Consider the following 17051-nt stretch of genomic DNA (forward strand, 5'->3'; position numbering starts at 1 on the left):
GTTATCTTTGACCCGTTTAAATAAAATTATGAATTCCCCTAATCAGATCCAGGCAGAAGAGCTGTTATCCGTATTGTTTTATTCTCCTAATGCAACTGCGGTATATAAAGATGAAGATGTAAAGATCTTAAGCGCTAATGAAGCAATGCTGAAATTCTGGGGGAAAGATCAGCAAATCATCGGCAAAGATTTCTGTTCTGCGCTGCCTGAACTGGAAGGACAGCCTTTTTTTGAAATTTTAAGAAACGTATGGCTGTCCGGAGAAACATTTATTGCCAAAGATTATCCTGCTATTCTGCTGACCAATGGTTTTCCGGAAAAATTTTATTTTGATTTCGAATACAAGGCAATTTTAGACACCGACGGAAAAACCAAGTATATTCTGCATACGGCTTCTGAAGTCACAGAAAGACGGAAAGCGATGGAAATGGTGGATGAAAAATCCAAGTCTGAACAGAAGCTTATTAATGATCTTTCTGCCTTGAACGAAGAGTATCTTGCTACAAACGAAGACCTTATTTCTAAACATGAAGAGCTTTTTGCTGCCAATAATGAACTTTTAATCATAAAAAGAGAGTTGCTGACGGCCAATCATACCCTGTCGGAAAATGAAAAGCGTTTTAAAAACCTGGTCGAAAAGTCCCCCGTTGCCATGGCTTCTTTAGAGGGCGAAAATTTTAAAGTGGATATTGTAAACGATAAAGCTTTGCATATCTGGAACAAAGACCGTTCTGTTGTCGGTATGCCTTTATCTGAAGCGCTTCCTGAGCTGAAAAATCAGCCTTTTCTTAATATCCTGAAAGAAGTATATACCACTGGAAAACCCTATTTTGGAAAGGAACTGAAGGCGATGCTCGAAAAGAATGGCGAACTTACCGAATGCTATCTCAATTTTGTATATCAGCCGACTTTTGATGAAAATAATGCAACGGGTTCCATTCTTGTCGTCGCAACCGACGTTACCGAGCAGGTACAGGCCAGGGAAGCGATTATCGAAATAAAAAACCGTTTGGAAATCGCATTGGATGCAAGCCGTTTGGGTTCTACGGAAATCAATCTTTCTACCGGAGCCATGGACAGCACCAATCAGTTTAAATACAATTACGGTTACCGGACAGAAGACGAATTCACTTATCTGGATCTTTATCAGTCGATCCTGCCGGAACACCGAAGGCGCATTAAGGACCTTGTAAAAGAATCTATTAAGAACAATGAAGACTACAAGGCAGAGTATCCGGTACGATGGAAAGACGGTTCTATCCACTGGATCCAGGCTCACGGAAGACCGAGATTCAATAAAGACGGTATGGCGGACCGGATGGTTGGGATGAATGCCGATATTACGGATAAGAAGCTGGCGGAGCAACGTAAGGACGATTTCTTAAGTGTGGCCAGCCATGAACTGAAGACACCGCTAACTGCTGTCAGGGCCTCCATACAGCTGCTGAACCGGCTCAAGGAAAAACCGTATTCCCAGACCCATATACGGCTGATTGAGCAATCGGATAAAGGCATTGAAAAAATGTGCGTGCTGATTGACGACCTGCTGAACATGAGCCGGTTGGGGCAGGATCAGCTGATGCTGGAATACCATGATTTCAATCTTCACGAAATGCTCGGCAAAAGCTGCCATTATATACGGCTGGAAGGAAAACACAAGCTTATTCTGAAAGGCGATGAATCGCTGGAGATCTATGCTGATGAACACCGGATCGAGCAGGTAGTCATCAATCTCGTGAACAATGCCGTAAAATATGCCAAAGGCTCAAACGAAATACACATTTTCACGGAAACTGATCCTGACTACGTAAAAGTTTCGGTCCGTGATTTCGGACAGGGAATTCCGGAAGCGGTGATTCCCCATCTTTTTGACCGGTATTACAGAGCGGAGCATATCGGAAAATCGTACTCCGGACTCGGGTTAGGTCTTTATATCTGTTCTGAAATCATAAAAAAACATTCCGGGAAGATAGGAGTGTACAGCAAAATCGGCGAGGGAAGCACTTTCTGGTTTACGCTTCCACAGAAAAAGGCAGGTAAGGTTTCATTAGCTGCAGGATAGTATTGGGTTTTTTAAAGTTAGCCCCCTCAAAAGATGGCTGTCCGGTCAACTTTCATTATTTTTAGCAGACCAAATCGCCAATATGAAAAACTGTACTATTGGAGCGATACTGCTCCCGGTATTCTGTGTATTTACCAATGCCCAGTCCCTTAAATCGCCTGACGGAAAATTTGAAATGAACTTCCAGCTGAAGCAGGGTGTTCCTTACTATAATCTTACGTATAACAAAACTCCCGTTATTGAAGATTCCAGGCTTGGCCTGAGGTTATTCAATAACAATACTGTACAATTTGCCCCGGAAATTAGAAAGCCGGAAGATGTACAATACGATCTGAGTGACAGATTTACAATAACGGCTGAAAAGCGGGATGCCAAAAAAGAAACCTGGCAGCCGGTGCTGGGTGAAAAGAAAAATTACATCAACCATTACAACGAACTTGCCATTACACTGAATCAGGCCTCTACGGACCGCCATATTATAATCCGATTCAGGCTGTTTGATGACGGTCTTGGCTTCCGGTATGAATTCCCGCAACAGAAAAACCTGAATTATTTTATCATTAAAGAAGAAGATACGGAATTCGACTTTCCTACGGATATGAAAGCCTGGTGGATTGTGGCTGATTACGATTCTCAGGAATATCCGTCCCAGACTACGAAGATTTCGGAAATTCCAGCCCGATGGAGTTACGGCGTTGATAAACATTCTTCGCAGACCCTGGTAAAGGATGCTGTACAGTCGCCGCTAATGCTTAAAAAAGAAGGGAAGGATCCTTTATACATGAATATTGCTGAAGCTGCCGTTTTAAATTATCCGGCATCAAATCTGGAGGTTGATATTAAAAATTTTAAATTTAAAACCCATCTCACCCCGGATAAAAACGGTGCCAAAGGTTATATTCAGACATCTTCCGTTACCCCGTGGAGAACCGTTATCGTTTCGCCAAAGGCAGAAGTGGTGCTGGATTCCAAAATGCTTTTTAATCTCAATGAACCCACCCGGTACAAAGATACTTCCTATATCCATCCTACGAAATACATGGGCGTCTGGTGGGAAATGATCATCGGAAAATCCCAGTGGGCTTACGGCGAGCCCAAAACAAACGTTCATATTGACGGTACGGATTTTACAAAGCTGATCCCGAACGGAAAGCACGGAGCTAATAATATCAAAGTCAAAGAATATATTGATTTCGCTGCGGAAAACGGGTTCAATGGTTTGCTGGTGGAAGGTTGGAATATCGGTTGGGAAGACTGGATCGGGCATTCCAAGGAATTTGTTTTCGATTTTACCACGCCTTATCCGGACTTCGATATTGAAAAGCTGAATGAATATGCCCATTCCAAAGGAATTAAACTGATCATGCATCATGAAACTTCAGGATCTGCCACCAATTATGAAAGATGGGCCGATAAAGCCTTTCAGCTGATGAATCAGTACGGTTATGATGCTGTAAAAACCGGGTATGTTGGCGATATTATCCCAAGAAGCGAACATCATTTTTCGCAGTGGATGATCAACCATTTTTATCGGATTGCCGAAAAAGCAAACGAATACAAAATTATGGTAAACTCCCATGAGTCTGTACGGCCGGGCGGGGAAAGCAGGACGTACCCGAACTGGGTATCGGCGGAATCGGCGCGCGGAACGGAACATGAGGCTTTTCTCGGAAACAATCCCGATCATCAGACCATTCTCCCGTTTACCCGATGGATGGGGGGATCGATGGATTATACCCCGGGTATTTTTCAGACCAGGCTGGATTATTATTTTCCGGGTGACAAACGTTTTGTAAAAACCACGCTGGCGAAACAGCTGGCCCTTTATGTGGTTATGTATATGCCGGTACAGATGGCGGCCGACCTGCCGGAAAATTACCGGAAGCATATGGATGCTTTTCAGTTTATTAAAGACGTCGCTGCAGATTGGGACGACACAAAGATTTTATCTGCCGAACCCGGAGATTATATTATTACGGCCCGAAAAGCAAAAGGTACGGAAAACTGGTTTGTGGGTGGGATTACCGATGAAAATAAAAGGTCTTATACCGTCGATTTTTCGTTTCTTGATAAAGATAGGACATATGAAGCCACCTTTTATGAGGATGGAAAAGACGCTGATTATATCAGCAATCCTCAAAGTTACCGTATTTATAAAAAATTGATTAACAGCAAGTCTAAAATTAATTTTAATATGGCGAGAAGCGGTGGTTTTGCCGTTTCTGTAAAACCGGTTAAATAAGAACCGGCTTAAAAAAAATCTCCGTTTATATAACATGTAGGTATAAACGGAGATTTTTAATTTTAGGATGATCAGTGGTGTCTTACCCCTTTCTGGTGGTAATTGACTCCCTGGTTTCCTGCCTGATAGTTTTTCGCCAGCTTTTCATTATTCGGTTCGTAGTGGTTGGAAGCATTGCTCTTGTCTTGCGACTCCGGCATGTTGAAGTGAACTTCCTTTCCGTTTTTGTACGTCTTGTTATCAAACGTACGGTACAATTGGTTTTCACCGTAGGTATTTCCGTCAGGTGCGGTAAATGTTTTCGTTTCTCCTTTTTTCTTTTTTAACCCGAAATAAATCAGGGATCCGCCTGCGATTAAACCCAAGGCTATTTTTATTTTATTATTCATAACAAAAATTTTCTTTGTAAAAACAAATAATCTGCCAATGGAAGCCCGTTTCTAAAGGTGTGGTATGCATTTAAAGAAAAAAGAACCCGGATTTTTTATTAAAGTTTAAAACATTAATTATCTTAAGGTCCCGATTTCTACTTCGGATTCATGTTAATATAAATTACGTAGGATAAGTGCTTATTCCTTAATTAATTTAAATACCACACTTTTTTACATAAAATAGATTTTTTTCGTTGGTGGTCTCATACTTGCAGAAATATCACCGTTATTCCTGCCACTGAGCAGAAATTTATTCTAAACCAATCACACCAAAATATAAAATAATGGAAAAGGAAATCACACGAAGAAATGCCATTGGAAAAATCGCAACCACCCTGGCAGTGGCTGCAGTAGCACCGGGAGCCTTTGCACAATCCCAAAACAGAAAGGCAAATCCTTCAATGGGGCCGGACCTTACGGATCCAACGACGAAATATCCGAGGCCTCCTTTTAAAAGGCAGTTTCAGCCGTTCCCGGGATTAGCGGGCAAAATGGATCCGGTTCCGGATCATGGTGAAAAGACCTACACAGGATCAGGCAGGCTGATGGGAAGAAAAGCTCTGATTACCGGAGGGGATTCCGGAATCGGACGTGCAGCAGCCATTGCCTATGCAAGAGAAGGTGCTGATGTAGCCATCAATTATCTTCCTGAGGAAGAACCGGATGCCAAAGAAGTTGTTGCGCTGATCCGGCAGGCCGGACGTAAAGCCGTGGCCATCCCTGGAGATATCCGTACGGAAGATTTCTGTAAAAAACTCGTTGCTCAGGCTGTTCAGGAACTCGGAGGACTTGATATCCTGGTCAACAATGCAGGACACCAGAAAACCCACGAATCAATTCTGGATATCAGCACCGAAGAATTCGAAAGAACGATGAAAACCAACATCTATGCACCATTCTGGATTACAAAGGCAGCTTTACCGCACCTGAAGCCGGGTTCATCCATTATCGGCCTGTCTTCTGTCCAGGCTTATGATCCGTCGGAAAACCTTTATGATTATGCCCAGACCAAAGCGGCAACCACAAGCTACGTGAAATCACTGGCCAAGCAGCTGGGGCCGAAAGGAATCCGGGTAAATGGTGTGGCGCCGGGACCGGTATGGACAGCCCTTGAAGTAAGCGGCGGACAGACTCAGGAAAATATTGAGAAATTTGGTGAGGATACGCCGCTGGGAAGACCGGGACAGCCTGCCGAATTAGCGTCCATTTTTGTACAGCTTGCCGATAACAGTGCCAGCTTTACCACAGGACATATTTATGGTGCCGCAGGAGGAAGTGGCCAGCCATAAGAATCTATTTTATTAAAATTTAAGCTGCTTTTGGGCAGCTTTTTTATTTTGATCTTTCTAAAATGTAAAATGCCAAAAGCTTTTAGAAGTGAAAAAGACTTTGTGAAGTTTAAACAAAATATAGTTTAAAAATCTTTGTAAGTCTCTAAACCATTAATCATCATATTAATAATACATTTGTGTAACAAATATCAAAAACATATGAATATTCAGTTAAATTCAAAAAACGCCCTGGTAGGTGCTGCCACCCAGGGAATAGGAGCAGGGATTGCTATGGAGCTGGCCCGATGCGGAGCCAACGTTACCGTCATGGCCCGGAATGAAGAAAAACTTAAGGATTTCGTCCGTTCGCTTCCTGTTGTAAGCGACGGGCAAGAACATGGTTATCTCGTGGCTGACTTTTCAGATTTTGAAAGCTTTCAGAAAATCATCGCAGCCTATTTTCAGAATCATGATATTGATATTCTTGTTAACAATACCAATGGCCCGAAGCCGGGCTTAGCGTCAGAAAAAAATACGCAGGACCACCAGTCAGCCTTTGATCTGCTCTTCAAAACAGTCTGCGAAACTACCAATCTCGCATTGCCTTATATGATTAAAAAAGGCAGGGGACGGATTATCAATGTATCGTCGCTGTCGGTTAAACAGCCTATTCCTGATCTGGCGCTTTCCAATTCCATCCGTTCGGCAGTAATTGCATGGTCAAAAACATTATCTATCGAAGTGGGCAAACATAATGTCACCATTAATAATATTCTTACAGGATCTTTTGATACAAAAAGGATCAAGGATCTTATTGATCATGAAGCCAAAGAAACGGGTGCTTCTGTTGAAGACCTCAAAAAGAAAAAAGAAGAAAAGATTCCGATGAAGCGGTTGGGAAAACCTGAAGAATATGGTCATCTGGTTGCTTTTCTCGCTTCTGATTATGCAGCTTACCTTACGGGAACAAGCATTCCGTTGGATGGCGGCTTAAATAATACCTATTAAGGTTCTAAACCATTAAAAAAGACTGTCTCAGACAGTCTTTCATTTTTATTCTTCGTAAAGCAATCTTCCGTCGAAAGGTTCACTCCATTTGATCAGGATGTCATCATTATGCCGGTGCATATCGGCCTGTACGACTTCATATTCCCCATCAGCGGTTTGTCTTTCAATAATCAGATTTGCGCCGATTCCTACAATTCCTTTTGGTACTTCAAGGATGTATATTCCGGTTTCGTCCCTTCTGAAATCTCCTTTTCTAAAAATTTTATGTGCCATGATCGTTATTTTTTAATGGTATTCCAGATATAGAATAAACCGTGCCAAATAAAATTTTCTAATTTTTTATTAAAAAGTGTTAAATAATATTAATAAAACTTAAAATTTAAATTTGAAAATTTAAATGGCACAATATTTTAATGTAGTTAAGTAACTCATGTTTAATTTGAGTTTTCATGGTTATTAGTTTTTATCCTCAGATTCTTTCTGAGGATTTTTTGTTTTCAATACCTAAAGATTTTAATGCTCTGGCCGTAAAGTTTAGATAAACATACTGCTTATTTTTTATTCACAACAGGACTTCATTTAGCAGATGATGGCAGTGAATAAAATGAGATAATAGAAGATATCCCTATATAATTATTTCATCATTCCTGAACCGGATAATAAATAAACCCGCGGGGTTTCTCTGTCGCAGAAGCGGATGGAAAAAATAAAAAGGAACAGTTTATAAAAACCGTTCCTCCATTTATAACGAAAGTAGTGACTCCCTATATGGCGTAGGCTCCTCTGTTCTGATAAACATTGATGCCTTCAATTTTATTATTTACCGTATTATAGATTACCTCAACAGAAAAATGCGAAACTTCATAAAGGATGTATTTCGTTGTATTTACAAGCCTTTCATTCATGACGCGTCCTTCATTCATTACAAAACTGCATTGCTCCTGGTTTGGCATATTTTTAAAATCATAATATGAAATGTTCATAGCTGCTGTTTTTTAATCGTTTCAAAATGATATACGCAATTTCTCTGCCAAAATTTGTTAAATTTTGTATTATATTTTAATTATCATAAAATGTAATATACATATTCATGATTATGAAGAAGATAATTCGCGGATCAGACGGAAAGTAAGGTTGATTCTGGGCTTCATCGGTTTTACGGATTTTGCGATGCGGTGCTCCCAATGTACCTGAAGATCGCCCTTCATAATAAGCAATGATCCATGTTTCAGCGCCAGGCTGTGTTTCAGCTGATGATCTTCTACGTTCCGGAAATCGAAATGGCGTACCTGTCCCAGGCTTACGGAAGCAATTACCGGCCGTTCGCCCAGCTCACTGTCTTTATCGCGGTGCCAGGCTACGGAATCATTGCCGTCCCGGTAAAGGTTCAACAGAACGGAATTAAACTTATAACCGGAATATTTTTCGATCTTGAGTTTCAGGTTCAGCAGTTCCGGAGACCATTGGTTGACTCCGAATTCATTTCCTCCCAGATGGTAATTCTTGCTTTCGTCACCATACCAGGCTGTCAGACGTGGCGTAATGACGGTTTTGTTGTACATCTTCTGTGTCGGCTGGTTCCACGGCGTTTCATTCAGCAGCTTTTCTTCAAGCCTGGACGCTGCAGCCTCCGGGAGAAAATTTCCGGTATACTCCAGTAATTCTTCCGGAAACCGGTAGTATTCATCTGCATCAAATAAGCTTAACTGACTCACGTTATTACCTGAATTATTTTTCTTTAAGATCTTTATCAATCTGTTGTTCCGCTGCTTTCGCTTTCTGTTCCTGTACTCTTTTATCTCTCCGTTGCTGCCTTTTGGTCTTTTTCTCCGCACGCCGCTCCTGACGGATTACTTTATTGGTCTTCTTGTTGTAGAGCGCATCGAGAATACCCTGACCTTTTTTGCTGAAAATTTTCACTTTCGGCTTCTCATGAGTACCGGTTACAACCACTGGAAAACCGATGATCCCGCCCGGAAGGATGCCCACCCGGATCCTGAGATCGAGCAGGCCGTTAAAACTGGTTGTACCGCTGATTGTGGGCCTCAAGATAGAAACTTTAAACGTAAATTTATCTACGTGGATCAAATTATTTTTAATGTGCGTTTCAATATTTACACCCTTCATGTCCGGATCATTGAAAGCTTTAGCCCCGATATTATCGCCGACAGCAGAAAGCATTTTTAAATTTTTTACCTCTACGTCCCTAAGATTAACGATGCCTCCGCCTTCAAGAGAAGGATAAATTGGCTTCATATTTTTATCAAGGTCCCCCTTGAGTTTATAGTCTATCGAAACGATCCCCTTCACATTTTTTGCTGCCGTTGCCATTTCTCGGATCATATCAATTTCCCTATATGCCCGCTGAACATCAAAATCCAGCACTTTAAGGGCGATATCGTAATTTGCCGTAAGCGGGGATTCATTCTGGTAGCGTGCATCGATGCCCATCCGGCTTCCGATTACGTCAAACGAGGTTTTTTTTAGATATACCTGTCCTTTTTCGACGGATGCCGTTCCTTTTATATGGTTCAAGTTCAGCCCTTTAAATTCGACTTTCCGGGCATTAAGGCTCAGGGCAACATCCAGGTTTTTCGGAATTATCACGACGCCGCTGCTTTTCGGGTTTTCGACCTTGGCATATTCCACCTCAATGGGCTGATCTTTATTGTCGCCATTTTTTAAAGCCATAAATTCATCGATCAGGATGTAATTCGAGTTCAGCGCGAACTTTCCGTGAAGGGTTCCTTTACGTTCAATAAAATAATTGATTGTATTCAGCAGGTAACCGTTCAAAGCAAAATCCGATTTACCGTAGGTTGCAGAGAACTTTTGAAACCACATTTTTTCATTTTCAAACCGGAAATTCCCTTCTTTGATATAGAATGATTTGGGAAGGGAGGCTGTTGTCGCTTTGATATTTTTTAAAATTAAAGTTCCCTTATTGTCAAGCTTGCTGTACTGTCCGGTTGTCGCATAGCTCTGCCTTCCGTTCAGGGAGAGGTCGGCCATGATCAGTCCGCTGACATCCAGACCTTTTTTGGCAAATACCTGATAGATTCTTCCGACATTCAGAACCCCTTTTGCCCTGACTTTATACAGGACATCTTCAAAATTCTGCAGATCGGCATTTACAAAAACCGGATTGCCTTCAAAATCAAATTTAAAAGGATCAAGCTTTACCCCTAAGCTTTTAAAGGTTCCGTCCGTATTGACAATATCCGCAGCAATGTTGATATTCTTGATCGGGTTCGGATAATATTTGGTTTTCAGCCATCCGTTTCTCAGATTCAGAGTTCCGTTGGTTTTAGGGAACAATTTTTTGTCCAGGCTGAAAATTCCGTTGGCTTTAATATTGGTATTCAGCAGGCCGCGGACATCAATATTCTTCAATCCAAGAGCCTGGTTCAAGGTATATAAATCCACAGCTCCTTTGATATCGGCATTAATCTGCATTTCATCCAGGCCTTTTGTCTTTACTACCGCTCTGAAATTATTGTTTGGCCCCAGATCAAATCCCAGTGTTTTGAAATTGATTCCCAGCTGATCCGTATCGAGATCCGGCAGGTCGACATGCAGATCCATATTGAAATTATTCATCGGTACCGGTGCCTTGGCATTGGAAATAAAGCCGTCGCTCACCAGAAGTCTTGCCTGCAGCCGGGGTTTCAGGTTTTTAGGTTCGCTGAATTTTCCTTTCAGGCTGAAGAACAGATCGCTGTTCCCTTCAATTTTTGTCTCTTTTGCCCAATCCAGGTATTGTGGCGGCAATACGGAAATCATGTCACGGATCGTCGTTTTTTCAGAAGCCGCATTGATATCCAGGTTATAGCCGTCTTTTAAGATACTTAAAAAGCCATTGAATTTTAGCGGAAGATCATTGATGCGTAATTCATTTTTCCTTAAAACAAATGTCAGCGCATTGGTATTGATTCTCGTGATTAAATCGGCATGCAGGGTTTTCTGCTTGGCATAATAAATCCTGTTCAGGCTGAAATCCAGCTTGTTGATCTCCAGATCCGTTTCCAGGTCAAAGATATCTTCACTCAAGCCGCCTTTTCCGGTATAATTCAGTCCTTTGGCATCTACCAGAACCTTTGCCGAATGGTCACGGTAAGTAATGTTCCAGTTCTTTAGTTTGATAAAATCCAGCTTAACCGAAGTTCCTGTAGCGGTTGTATCTTTCGGCTGGCTAGAAGGTTTTGAAACATAGACATTATAATTGGCTTCCCCTTTACTGTTTACAAATACGTTTCCGTAGGCATCCGTTACATAAATTTCATCAATTTTCACCTGACGGTCGAAGATGAGGTTTTTCAGGTTGATGCCTACCGATACTTCCCGGGCAGCCAGCAGGGTATCGTTTTCAAAAGGTCTGGATCCTTTCAGTAAAAAGTCATCTACCGATACCGTAAGGGAAGGGAAGTGCCTGAAAAAGGTAAGGTGTGTCTTTTTATAATCGAGCTTGCCGGCAAGATGCTTGTTGGCAAATATTTTTACCTGTGCGGAAATGGTTCCGGGAAATAAAATCGGAATAATAAACATCAGAAAAAGAAGGGAAGCCACCGAAATTCCTGCCCATTTCAGAACTTTCAGCAATATTTTTTTAAACCGTTCCATAATCCTTTAATTTTAGCATAAATATTCTACAGCTATCTAAAATCAAGCCATGGCAATTGTACTGAAATGGTACGGATACCACACATGGTGTAAAAGTAATCTGATGGCATAATTTATTCATTACGCCAGTAAATTGTAAAAATTAAAATTATGAATTATCAGGAAGCCCTCAAACACAAAAAAGAATCTGAACAAAATGCCGATGAATCCGTGGCCAAACTTTTTCACATCGTGATTACACCGTCTAATACGGATGAAAGCGCAAAATTTATCGAGGATTTTTTAAAATCCCCTGAGTCTTTTAATGATGAAAGCTGTAAGCAATACAGTTCCGATGGCAATTATGAAGTGGTAAGCTTTAAAAAAGAAACAGGTGATCATTAAGGTTAACGAAAACCTGAAGCAGAAATCAGGCTGGAAAAGGAAAGCTGGAGGCTGGAAGTTTTATTATTAAAAACTTTCTTTAACTCCTTATTCACTTAACTGACTGTTTTACCCGATCACTTTTACCGGGTTTAAATAAATTAAATGGTATCAAACCCAGGTTAAGATCACTGCTGTTAAGAATTCAGCATTTCTTCCAACTGAATAATAAAATTACACTGAGCGGGGTTAATTTTCTTTTTAGCCTCCTCAGATTCAAACCATTCCCAGCGGTCAACTTCCGGGAATTCCAGTGTTCTCCCGGATTTTGGTGGCCAATTGATATGAATGGTATTGCTGCTGAGCCCATCCATTTCCAGATCGCTTTCCAATGCCCATCCATACACTGTTTTTCCTGCTTTCTGTTTTACAGGCTTCAGTTCGATGAAATTTCCGCTGACTTTCTTTCCCGTTTCTTCATAAAATTCAGTTACAGCACGTTCTATGAGGCTTTCATTCTCCAAAGCTTCCCCTTTCGGAACCGACCATGCACCCAGATCTTTATTTTTCCAGAAGGGGCCTCCCGGATGTACCAGGAAGTAGAAAAAATTTTCATTTTCTCTTTTAAACAACAAAATTCCTGCGCTTGTTTTCATACATTTAATTCTTATCTATATATCCGGATCAGCAAATATAATGATAAATCGGACCAGACTGAAAACGACTGTGGAAGTCAGTCTGCAGTTCCATTGCTTTATGATAAAAATTATGATAAGCTCTTTAAGATTTGATGTCTCAAATTGAGATTTTATCAGTAAAACGAACTATCTTTAACGTCTTTAAAAAAAATGACTGTTATGATCAATGAAGTGAAGACCAAAGGCCGGAGCTATACCGTTCCGCTGATTACCATTACGCTTTTATTTTTTATGTGGGGATTCATCACGTGTATGAACGATATCCTCATTCCTTACCTGAAACAGCTGTTCAGCCTGACATTCTTTGAATCAATGCTGGTGCAGTTCTGTTTTTTCGGAGCTTATTTCATCGGCTCCCTGATTTACTTTTTTATCTCAACGAGCAGCGGAGACCCGATTGATAAAGTGGGGTACAAGAAAGGAATTCTTTTCGGGATTTTTCTTGCGGCGTTGGGTTGTGTGCTGTTTTATCCGGCAGCCAGCCTGGCTTCTTATCCTTTGTTTTTAGGAGCACTGTTTATTTTAGGACTTGGGTTTACGGTATTGCAGATTACGGCGAATGCCTATGTATCCCTTCTGGGTCCTGAAGATTCCGCTTCAAGCCGTCTGAATATGACGCAGGCTTTCAATGCTTTCGGAACAACGATCGCCCCTGTTTTGGGCGGGCACCTGATTTTTGAGCTGTTTTCCGCACCTGACGGTTCGTTTTCTGCAGCCGCAACTAAAATTCCTTACCTGATATTTGCCGGGATTCTGCTGTTGGTCGCTCTGATCATTTCAAGGGTTAAGCTTCCGGACTTTAAAGTAGCAGGAGAAGAAGTGGTAAAAGGCTTCGGTGCCCTGCAGCATAACCACCTGAAGTTCGGGGTACTGGCAATGTTCTGTTATGTTGGCGGGGAAGTGGCGGTAGGAAGCTTTATCATCAGCTTTCTTGAGCAGCCTCAGGTGATGAATCTTTCTGAGGTCGTGAGTAAAAATTATCTTTCCCTGTATTGGGGCGGTGCCATGATCGGGCGTTTTCTGGGGGCCATTTCACTGAATCATTCTATCAGCCAGGGGAAGAAAGCCTTGTATATGCTGGGTGCAGCCGCTGCGGTTTTCCTGGTAATTTTCAGTATTGTGGATCTTACTTTTTCCCAGATCAGCTTTTTCCTTGTATTTATTGCTTTAAATTTTATCGCATTCTTCATCGGAAAATCGGCTCCGGCAAGAACGCTTTCCATCTTTGCCGCAGTAAATGTACTGCTGTTAATTTCTGCCATGCTGAATCACGGTGCATTGGCCATGTACAGCATTTTGGGAATAGGGATTTTCAACTCGATTATGTTTTCTAATATTTATACGCTGGCCATTTCAGGATTGGGTAAATATACCAGCCAGGGCTCTTCATTGGTGGTGATGGCGATTCTGGGCGGTGCAATTGTTCCTATTTTCCAGGGTTTTCTGGCAGATCATTTCGGGGTTCAGCACTCGTTTATCATTCCGGTGTTCTGCTATGTGGTCATCCTGATTTTCGGGGCATACTGTACCAAATATCTTGGCCATGTCAAGCAGGAAGCTGATGCCAAATCCGGACACTAGAACTTTAAATTTTAATTAGTATACCAAGCTGTTTCTTTCATGAAGCAGCTTTTTTATTTGTAACGGGGCTTGATAAGTTAATAATTAAATACATGATTTACATGTGATTAAAGAGGAATTTATTGCGCATACTTTAGAACACATTAGATTAAAATCAAAGATTTTTTGTGTATGTTCAACTTTATTCCTGTAAGATGGCTAAGCTCCTGAATTCCCGGTCATAACCTTCTGGTGGTTAACCGCAAAAAAGGCAAAGGTATTAATACTGCATAATAAAGTTTAATGCTCGATATTAAAGTAAGCACACAAAAGTTAAAAACCTCGAAGAGGTTTGCGAATTTCTTTGATAATATAAATAACAATGAGACAAATCAGAGATTTTATGCCCTGTGACTAAGTAAAGGCAGTTCCGGTAGCTGAGCTGAACAGAAGCCATACCATTATTGTGAAAATCAATGAAATCTCTGGGAGAAATTAGAAACTTGAAGTCTGCTTCAATGGGCCGTTGGCATAAAAATAGGTGGTTTTATGTCATTAATCAAAAAAAACCAATCACAAAATGGAATTAAAAGACCCATCAGAACAAAGTCTCAGGGGAAAAACCGTTGTTATTACCGGAGGAAGCAGTGGTGTCGGGCGCGCTGCCGCAGAAGCATTTGCCCTTGAAGGCTGTAATATTGTAGTCGCTGCCAGAGGCAAAGAAGCTCTGGAAGAAGTCGTGGCTTTATGCCATGACCTTGAAGTTTCCGCATTGGCAGTACCTATGGATGTCTCTATTGCCAGCGATGTTCAGAACCTGGCCAACAAAGCCCTTCAGTTTAACGGAAGAATTGATATCTGGATCAACAATGCAGGAGTGATGGCCAGCGGGAAATTTGAAGATATTCCGATGGACCTGAATGAGCAGGTAATCAAAACCAATCTTTTCGGTTATATGCACGGTGCCTACAGTGTGTTGCCGATTTTTAAAAAACAGAATGACGGAATTTTAATCAACAATATCTCCATCGGCGGACTTATGCCGGCCCCTTACAGTGCGGTATACTCGGCAACAAAATTCGGGATCCGCGGTATGATGGAATGCCTTCACGGTGAAATTTCCGATTTCCCGGAAGTCTATATCTGCAATATGTATCCTCAGATCCAGCGTTCTACGGGGAATATGCATTCTGCAAAATATTCGGGGCTCGATTTTAAAATTCCGCCTTTTGCTGCTGATCCGCGGGATACAGCTGCAAAAATGGTGGAGCTGGCCAAGAATCCGAGAAAAGAAATGTTTCCGGATGTGATGTCCAGGGTGCTTACCGGGATGTATAAGTTTTTCCCAAAGCCGGTCATCAATACCGCTTCTGCCGGCATGAGGCTGATGATGAAACTGAAAAAAGCCCCTTCAGATCCAGGAAATGTTCTTAAGCCTTCGCCTTCGCCTCACCGCATCTATGGAGAAACCATTCTTCCCGTTCCTTCCAAAAAAACGAAAATTGCTTTATTAACCGGTCTTGGTTTAGGATTGACGTATCTGTTTTTAAAATCCAGAAATTCCGGAAAAAATCAGATCAGCTGAAAGAACTTATTTGAAATTTTTATATAGGATTTAAATATAAAATGTAACCCGGAACCAATTAAATTGATCCCGGGTTTATCTTTTAAAATTTATAAGCAATGGCATTGATGTTCATGCCTGCTCCTACGGATGCAAAAAGAACAACATCACCTTTTCCGATGGTATGGTTTTCCAGTTCACTTTTCAGGATCATTGTTAATAAAGTAGGAATAGTGGCCACACTGCTGTTTCCAAGCTTATTGATGACCATGGGCATGATATCAGCAGGAACCGGAGCATCATACAGCTGATAAAAACGTTGTACAATGGCTTCATCCATCTTTTCGTTGGCCTGGTGAATGATAATTTTATCCAGCTGATCGATGGAATACCCGCTTTTGTCCAGGCATTGTTTCATTGCTTCGGGAACATGAACCAAAGCAAATTCATAGATCTTCCTTCCGTCCATTTTAATGTACCGGGTATCGGGACAGCTTTCGTTGTTATAGGATTTTCCGAAATATAGAAAATCTTTTTCTTTAAAGGTATGGGAAGCTGAAAGATGGGACAATATTCCCGATCCGTCTTCACTGTTTTCAAGGACTACGGCACCGGCCCCATCGGCGTAGATCATACTGTCACGGTCATGAATGTCTACCACACGGGAAAGCGTTTCGGCTCCGATGACCAGGCACTTTTTGGCAATTCCGGATTTGATGAAGGCATTGGCCTGGATCACTCCTTCAATCCATCCCGGGCAGCCGAACAGGACGTCATAAGCCACGCAGAAATTATTTTTTATTTTCAGAAGGTGTTTTACCCGTGCAGCAAGGCTGGGAACGGCATCCGACTGAACCGTTCCGGCTTTTACATCACCGAAATTATGGGCAAATATAATATAATCGAGGGTTTCCGGATCTATGCCTGCATCTTCTATAGCGGCCTGTGCAGCGATCAATCCCAGGTCTGAGGTCACCTGTCCGCTGCCTGCATACCGTCTTTCTTCAATACCGGTAATCTTTTGCAATTTGCTGGTAATAGAGGCGTTGTCCTCTTTGAGAAGGGTTCCGTCCTCGCTCATGAACACATGCTGATTGAAGAACAGATTGGTAATGGTTTCTGAAGGAATATAATTGCCGGTACCGATGATTTTACTGGTCATACATTTGTAATTTTTTGCGCTAAAATGTCAATAATCCGTAAATGTAATGATAATAAAACGGAAATTATAT

At 41.5% G+C, this 17051-nt stretch carries 14 protein-coding genes; 7 read left to right on the forward strand and 7 right to left on the reverse strand.

Annotation, left to right across the window (positions count from 1 at the left end; genetic code table 11):
* The first annotated feature begins 28 nt into the window (after positions 1–28).
* Together FY557_RS04650 and FY557_RS04655 are read left to right on the forward strand one after the other, a co-directional pair.
* Positions 29–2062 (forward strand): ATP-binding protein, encoded by a 2034-nt coding sequence (locus FY557_RS04650; RefSeq protein WP_185151648.1) that lies wholly within the window; start codon positions 29–31, stop codon positions 2060–2062.
* A gap of 82 nt (positions 2063–2144) precedes the next feature.
* Positions 2145–4304, forward strand: coding sequence for a glycoside hydrolase family 97 protein (locus FY557_RS04655; protein WP_149246125.1), 2160 nt, complete (start codon positions 2145–2147; stop codon positions 4302–4304).
* A gap of 71 nt (positions 4305–4375) precedes the next feature.
* On the opposite strand, the gene FY557_RS04660 is transcribed toward FY557_RS04655, so the two are convergent.
* Positions 4376–4693, reverse strand: a complete 318-nt coding sequence (locus FY557_RS04660) for a hypothetical protein (RefSeq protein ID WP_149246126.1) — start codon at positions 4691–4693, stop codon at positions 4376–4378.
* Positions 4694–5019: 326 nt separating this feature from the next.
* Here FY557_RS04660 and FY557_RS04665 point away from each other — a divergent pair, with 326 nt between their 5' ends.
* Together FY557_RS04665 and FY557_RS04670 are read left to right on the forward strand one after the other, a co-directional pair.
* On the forward strand, positions 5020–6024 hold the full coding sequence (locus FY557_RS04665) for an SDR family oxidoreductase (RefSeq protein WP_149246127.1): 1005 nt from the start codon (positions 5020–5022) through the stop codon (positions 6022–6024).
* A 201-nt stretch (positions 6025–6225) separates the two neighbouring features.
* Positions 6226–7014, forward strand: a complete 789-nt coding sequence (locus FY557_RS04670; protein WP_149246128.1) for an SDR family oxidoreductase — start codon at positions 6226–6228, stop codon at positions 7012–7014.
* Between the two features lie 45 nt (positions 7015–7059).
* Here the strand turns inward: FY557_RS04670 and FY557_RS04675 are convergent, their stop codons facing one another.
* The 4 genes from FY557_RS04675 to FY557_RS04690 all read right to left on the reverse strand — a co-directional run bounded on the left by FY557_RS04675 (position 7060) and on the right by FY557_RS04690 (position 11634).
* Entirely contained in the window at positions 7060–7287 is a 228-nt protein-coding gene (locus FY557_RS04675) for a glutathione synthase (protein WP_149246129.1), read from the reverse strand.
* 491 nt (positions 7288–7778) lie between these two features.
* Positions 7779–7997, reverse strand: a complete 219-nt coding sequence (locus FY557_RS04680; protein WP_149246130.1) for a hypothetical protein — start codon at positions 7995–7997, stop codon at positions 7779–7781.
* 111 nt (positions 7998–8108) lie between these two features.
* The gene (locus FY557_RS04685) at positions 8109–8729 is read right to left on the reverse strand and encodes an alpha-ketoglutarate-dependent dioxygenase AlkB family protein (RefSeq protein WP_149246131.1); all 621 of its coding nucleotides are present in this window, start codon (positions 8727–8729) and stop codon (positions 8109–8111) included.
* A 13-nt stretch (positions 8730–8742) separates the two neighbouring features.
* Complete coding sequence (locus tag FY557_RS04690) at positions 8743–11634, reverse strand: AsmA-like C-terminal region-containing protein (RefSeq protein WP_149246132.1); 2892 nt, start codon at positions 11632–11634, stop codon at positions 8743–8745.
* A 150-nt stretch (positions 11635–11784) separates the two neighbouring features.
* Here FY557_RS04690 and FY557_RS04695 point away from each other — a divergent pair, with 150 nt between their 5' ends.
* Positions 11785–12018 carry a hypothetical protein gene (locus tag FY557_RS04695; RefSeq protein WP_149246133.1) on the forward strand — a complete coding sequence of 78 codons (234 nt, stop codon included), beginning with the start codon at positions 11785–11787 and terminating at the stop codon, positions 12016–12018.
* A gap of 176 nt (positions 12019–12194) precedes the next feature.
* On the opposite strand, the gene FY557_RS04700 is transcribed toward FY557_RS04695, so the two are convergent.
* Positions 12195–12653, reverse strand: coding sequence for an NUDIX hydrolase (locus FY557_RS04700; RefSeq protein WP_149246134.1), 459 nt, complete (start codon positions 12651–12653; stop codon positions 12195–12197).
* Positions 12654–12845: 192 nt separating this feature from the next.
* On the opposite strand from FY557_RS04700, the gene FY557_RS04705 reads away from it, so the two are divergent.
* Both FY557_RS04705 and FY557_RS04710 read left to right on the forward strand, forming a co-directional pair.
* The gene (locus FY557_RS04705; RefSeq protein ID WP_149246135.1) at positions 12846–14276 is read left to right on the forward strand and encodes a sugar MFS transporter; all 1431 of its coding nucleotides are present in this window, start codon (positions 12846–12848) and stop codon (positions 14274–14276) included.
* Between the two features lie 559 nt (positions 14277–14835).
* Positions 14836–15840: an SDR family NAD(P)-dependent oxidoreductase gene (locus tag FY557_RS04710; protein WP_149246136.1), complete on the forward strand. Its 1005-nt coding sequence runs from the start codon at positions 14836–14838 to the stop codon at positions 15838–15840.
* A gap of 82 nt (positions 15841–15922) precedes the next feature.
* On the opposite strand, the gene FY557_RS04715 is transcribed toward FY557_RS04710, so the two are convergent.
* Entirely contained in the window at positions 15923–16981 is a 1059-nt protein-coding gene (locus FY557_RS04715; protein ID WP_149246137.1) for a 3-oxoacyl-ACP synthase III family protein, read from the reverse strand.
* Positions 16982–17051: the final 70 nt, after the last annotated feature.

The sequence above is a fragment of the Chryseobacterium sp. SN22 genome (assembly GCF_008329705.1).
GTDB lineage: Bacteria > Bacteroidota > Bacteroidia > Flavobacteriales > Weeksellaceae > Chryseobacterium.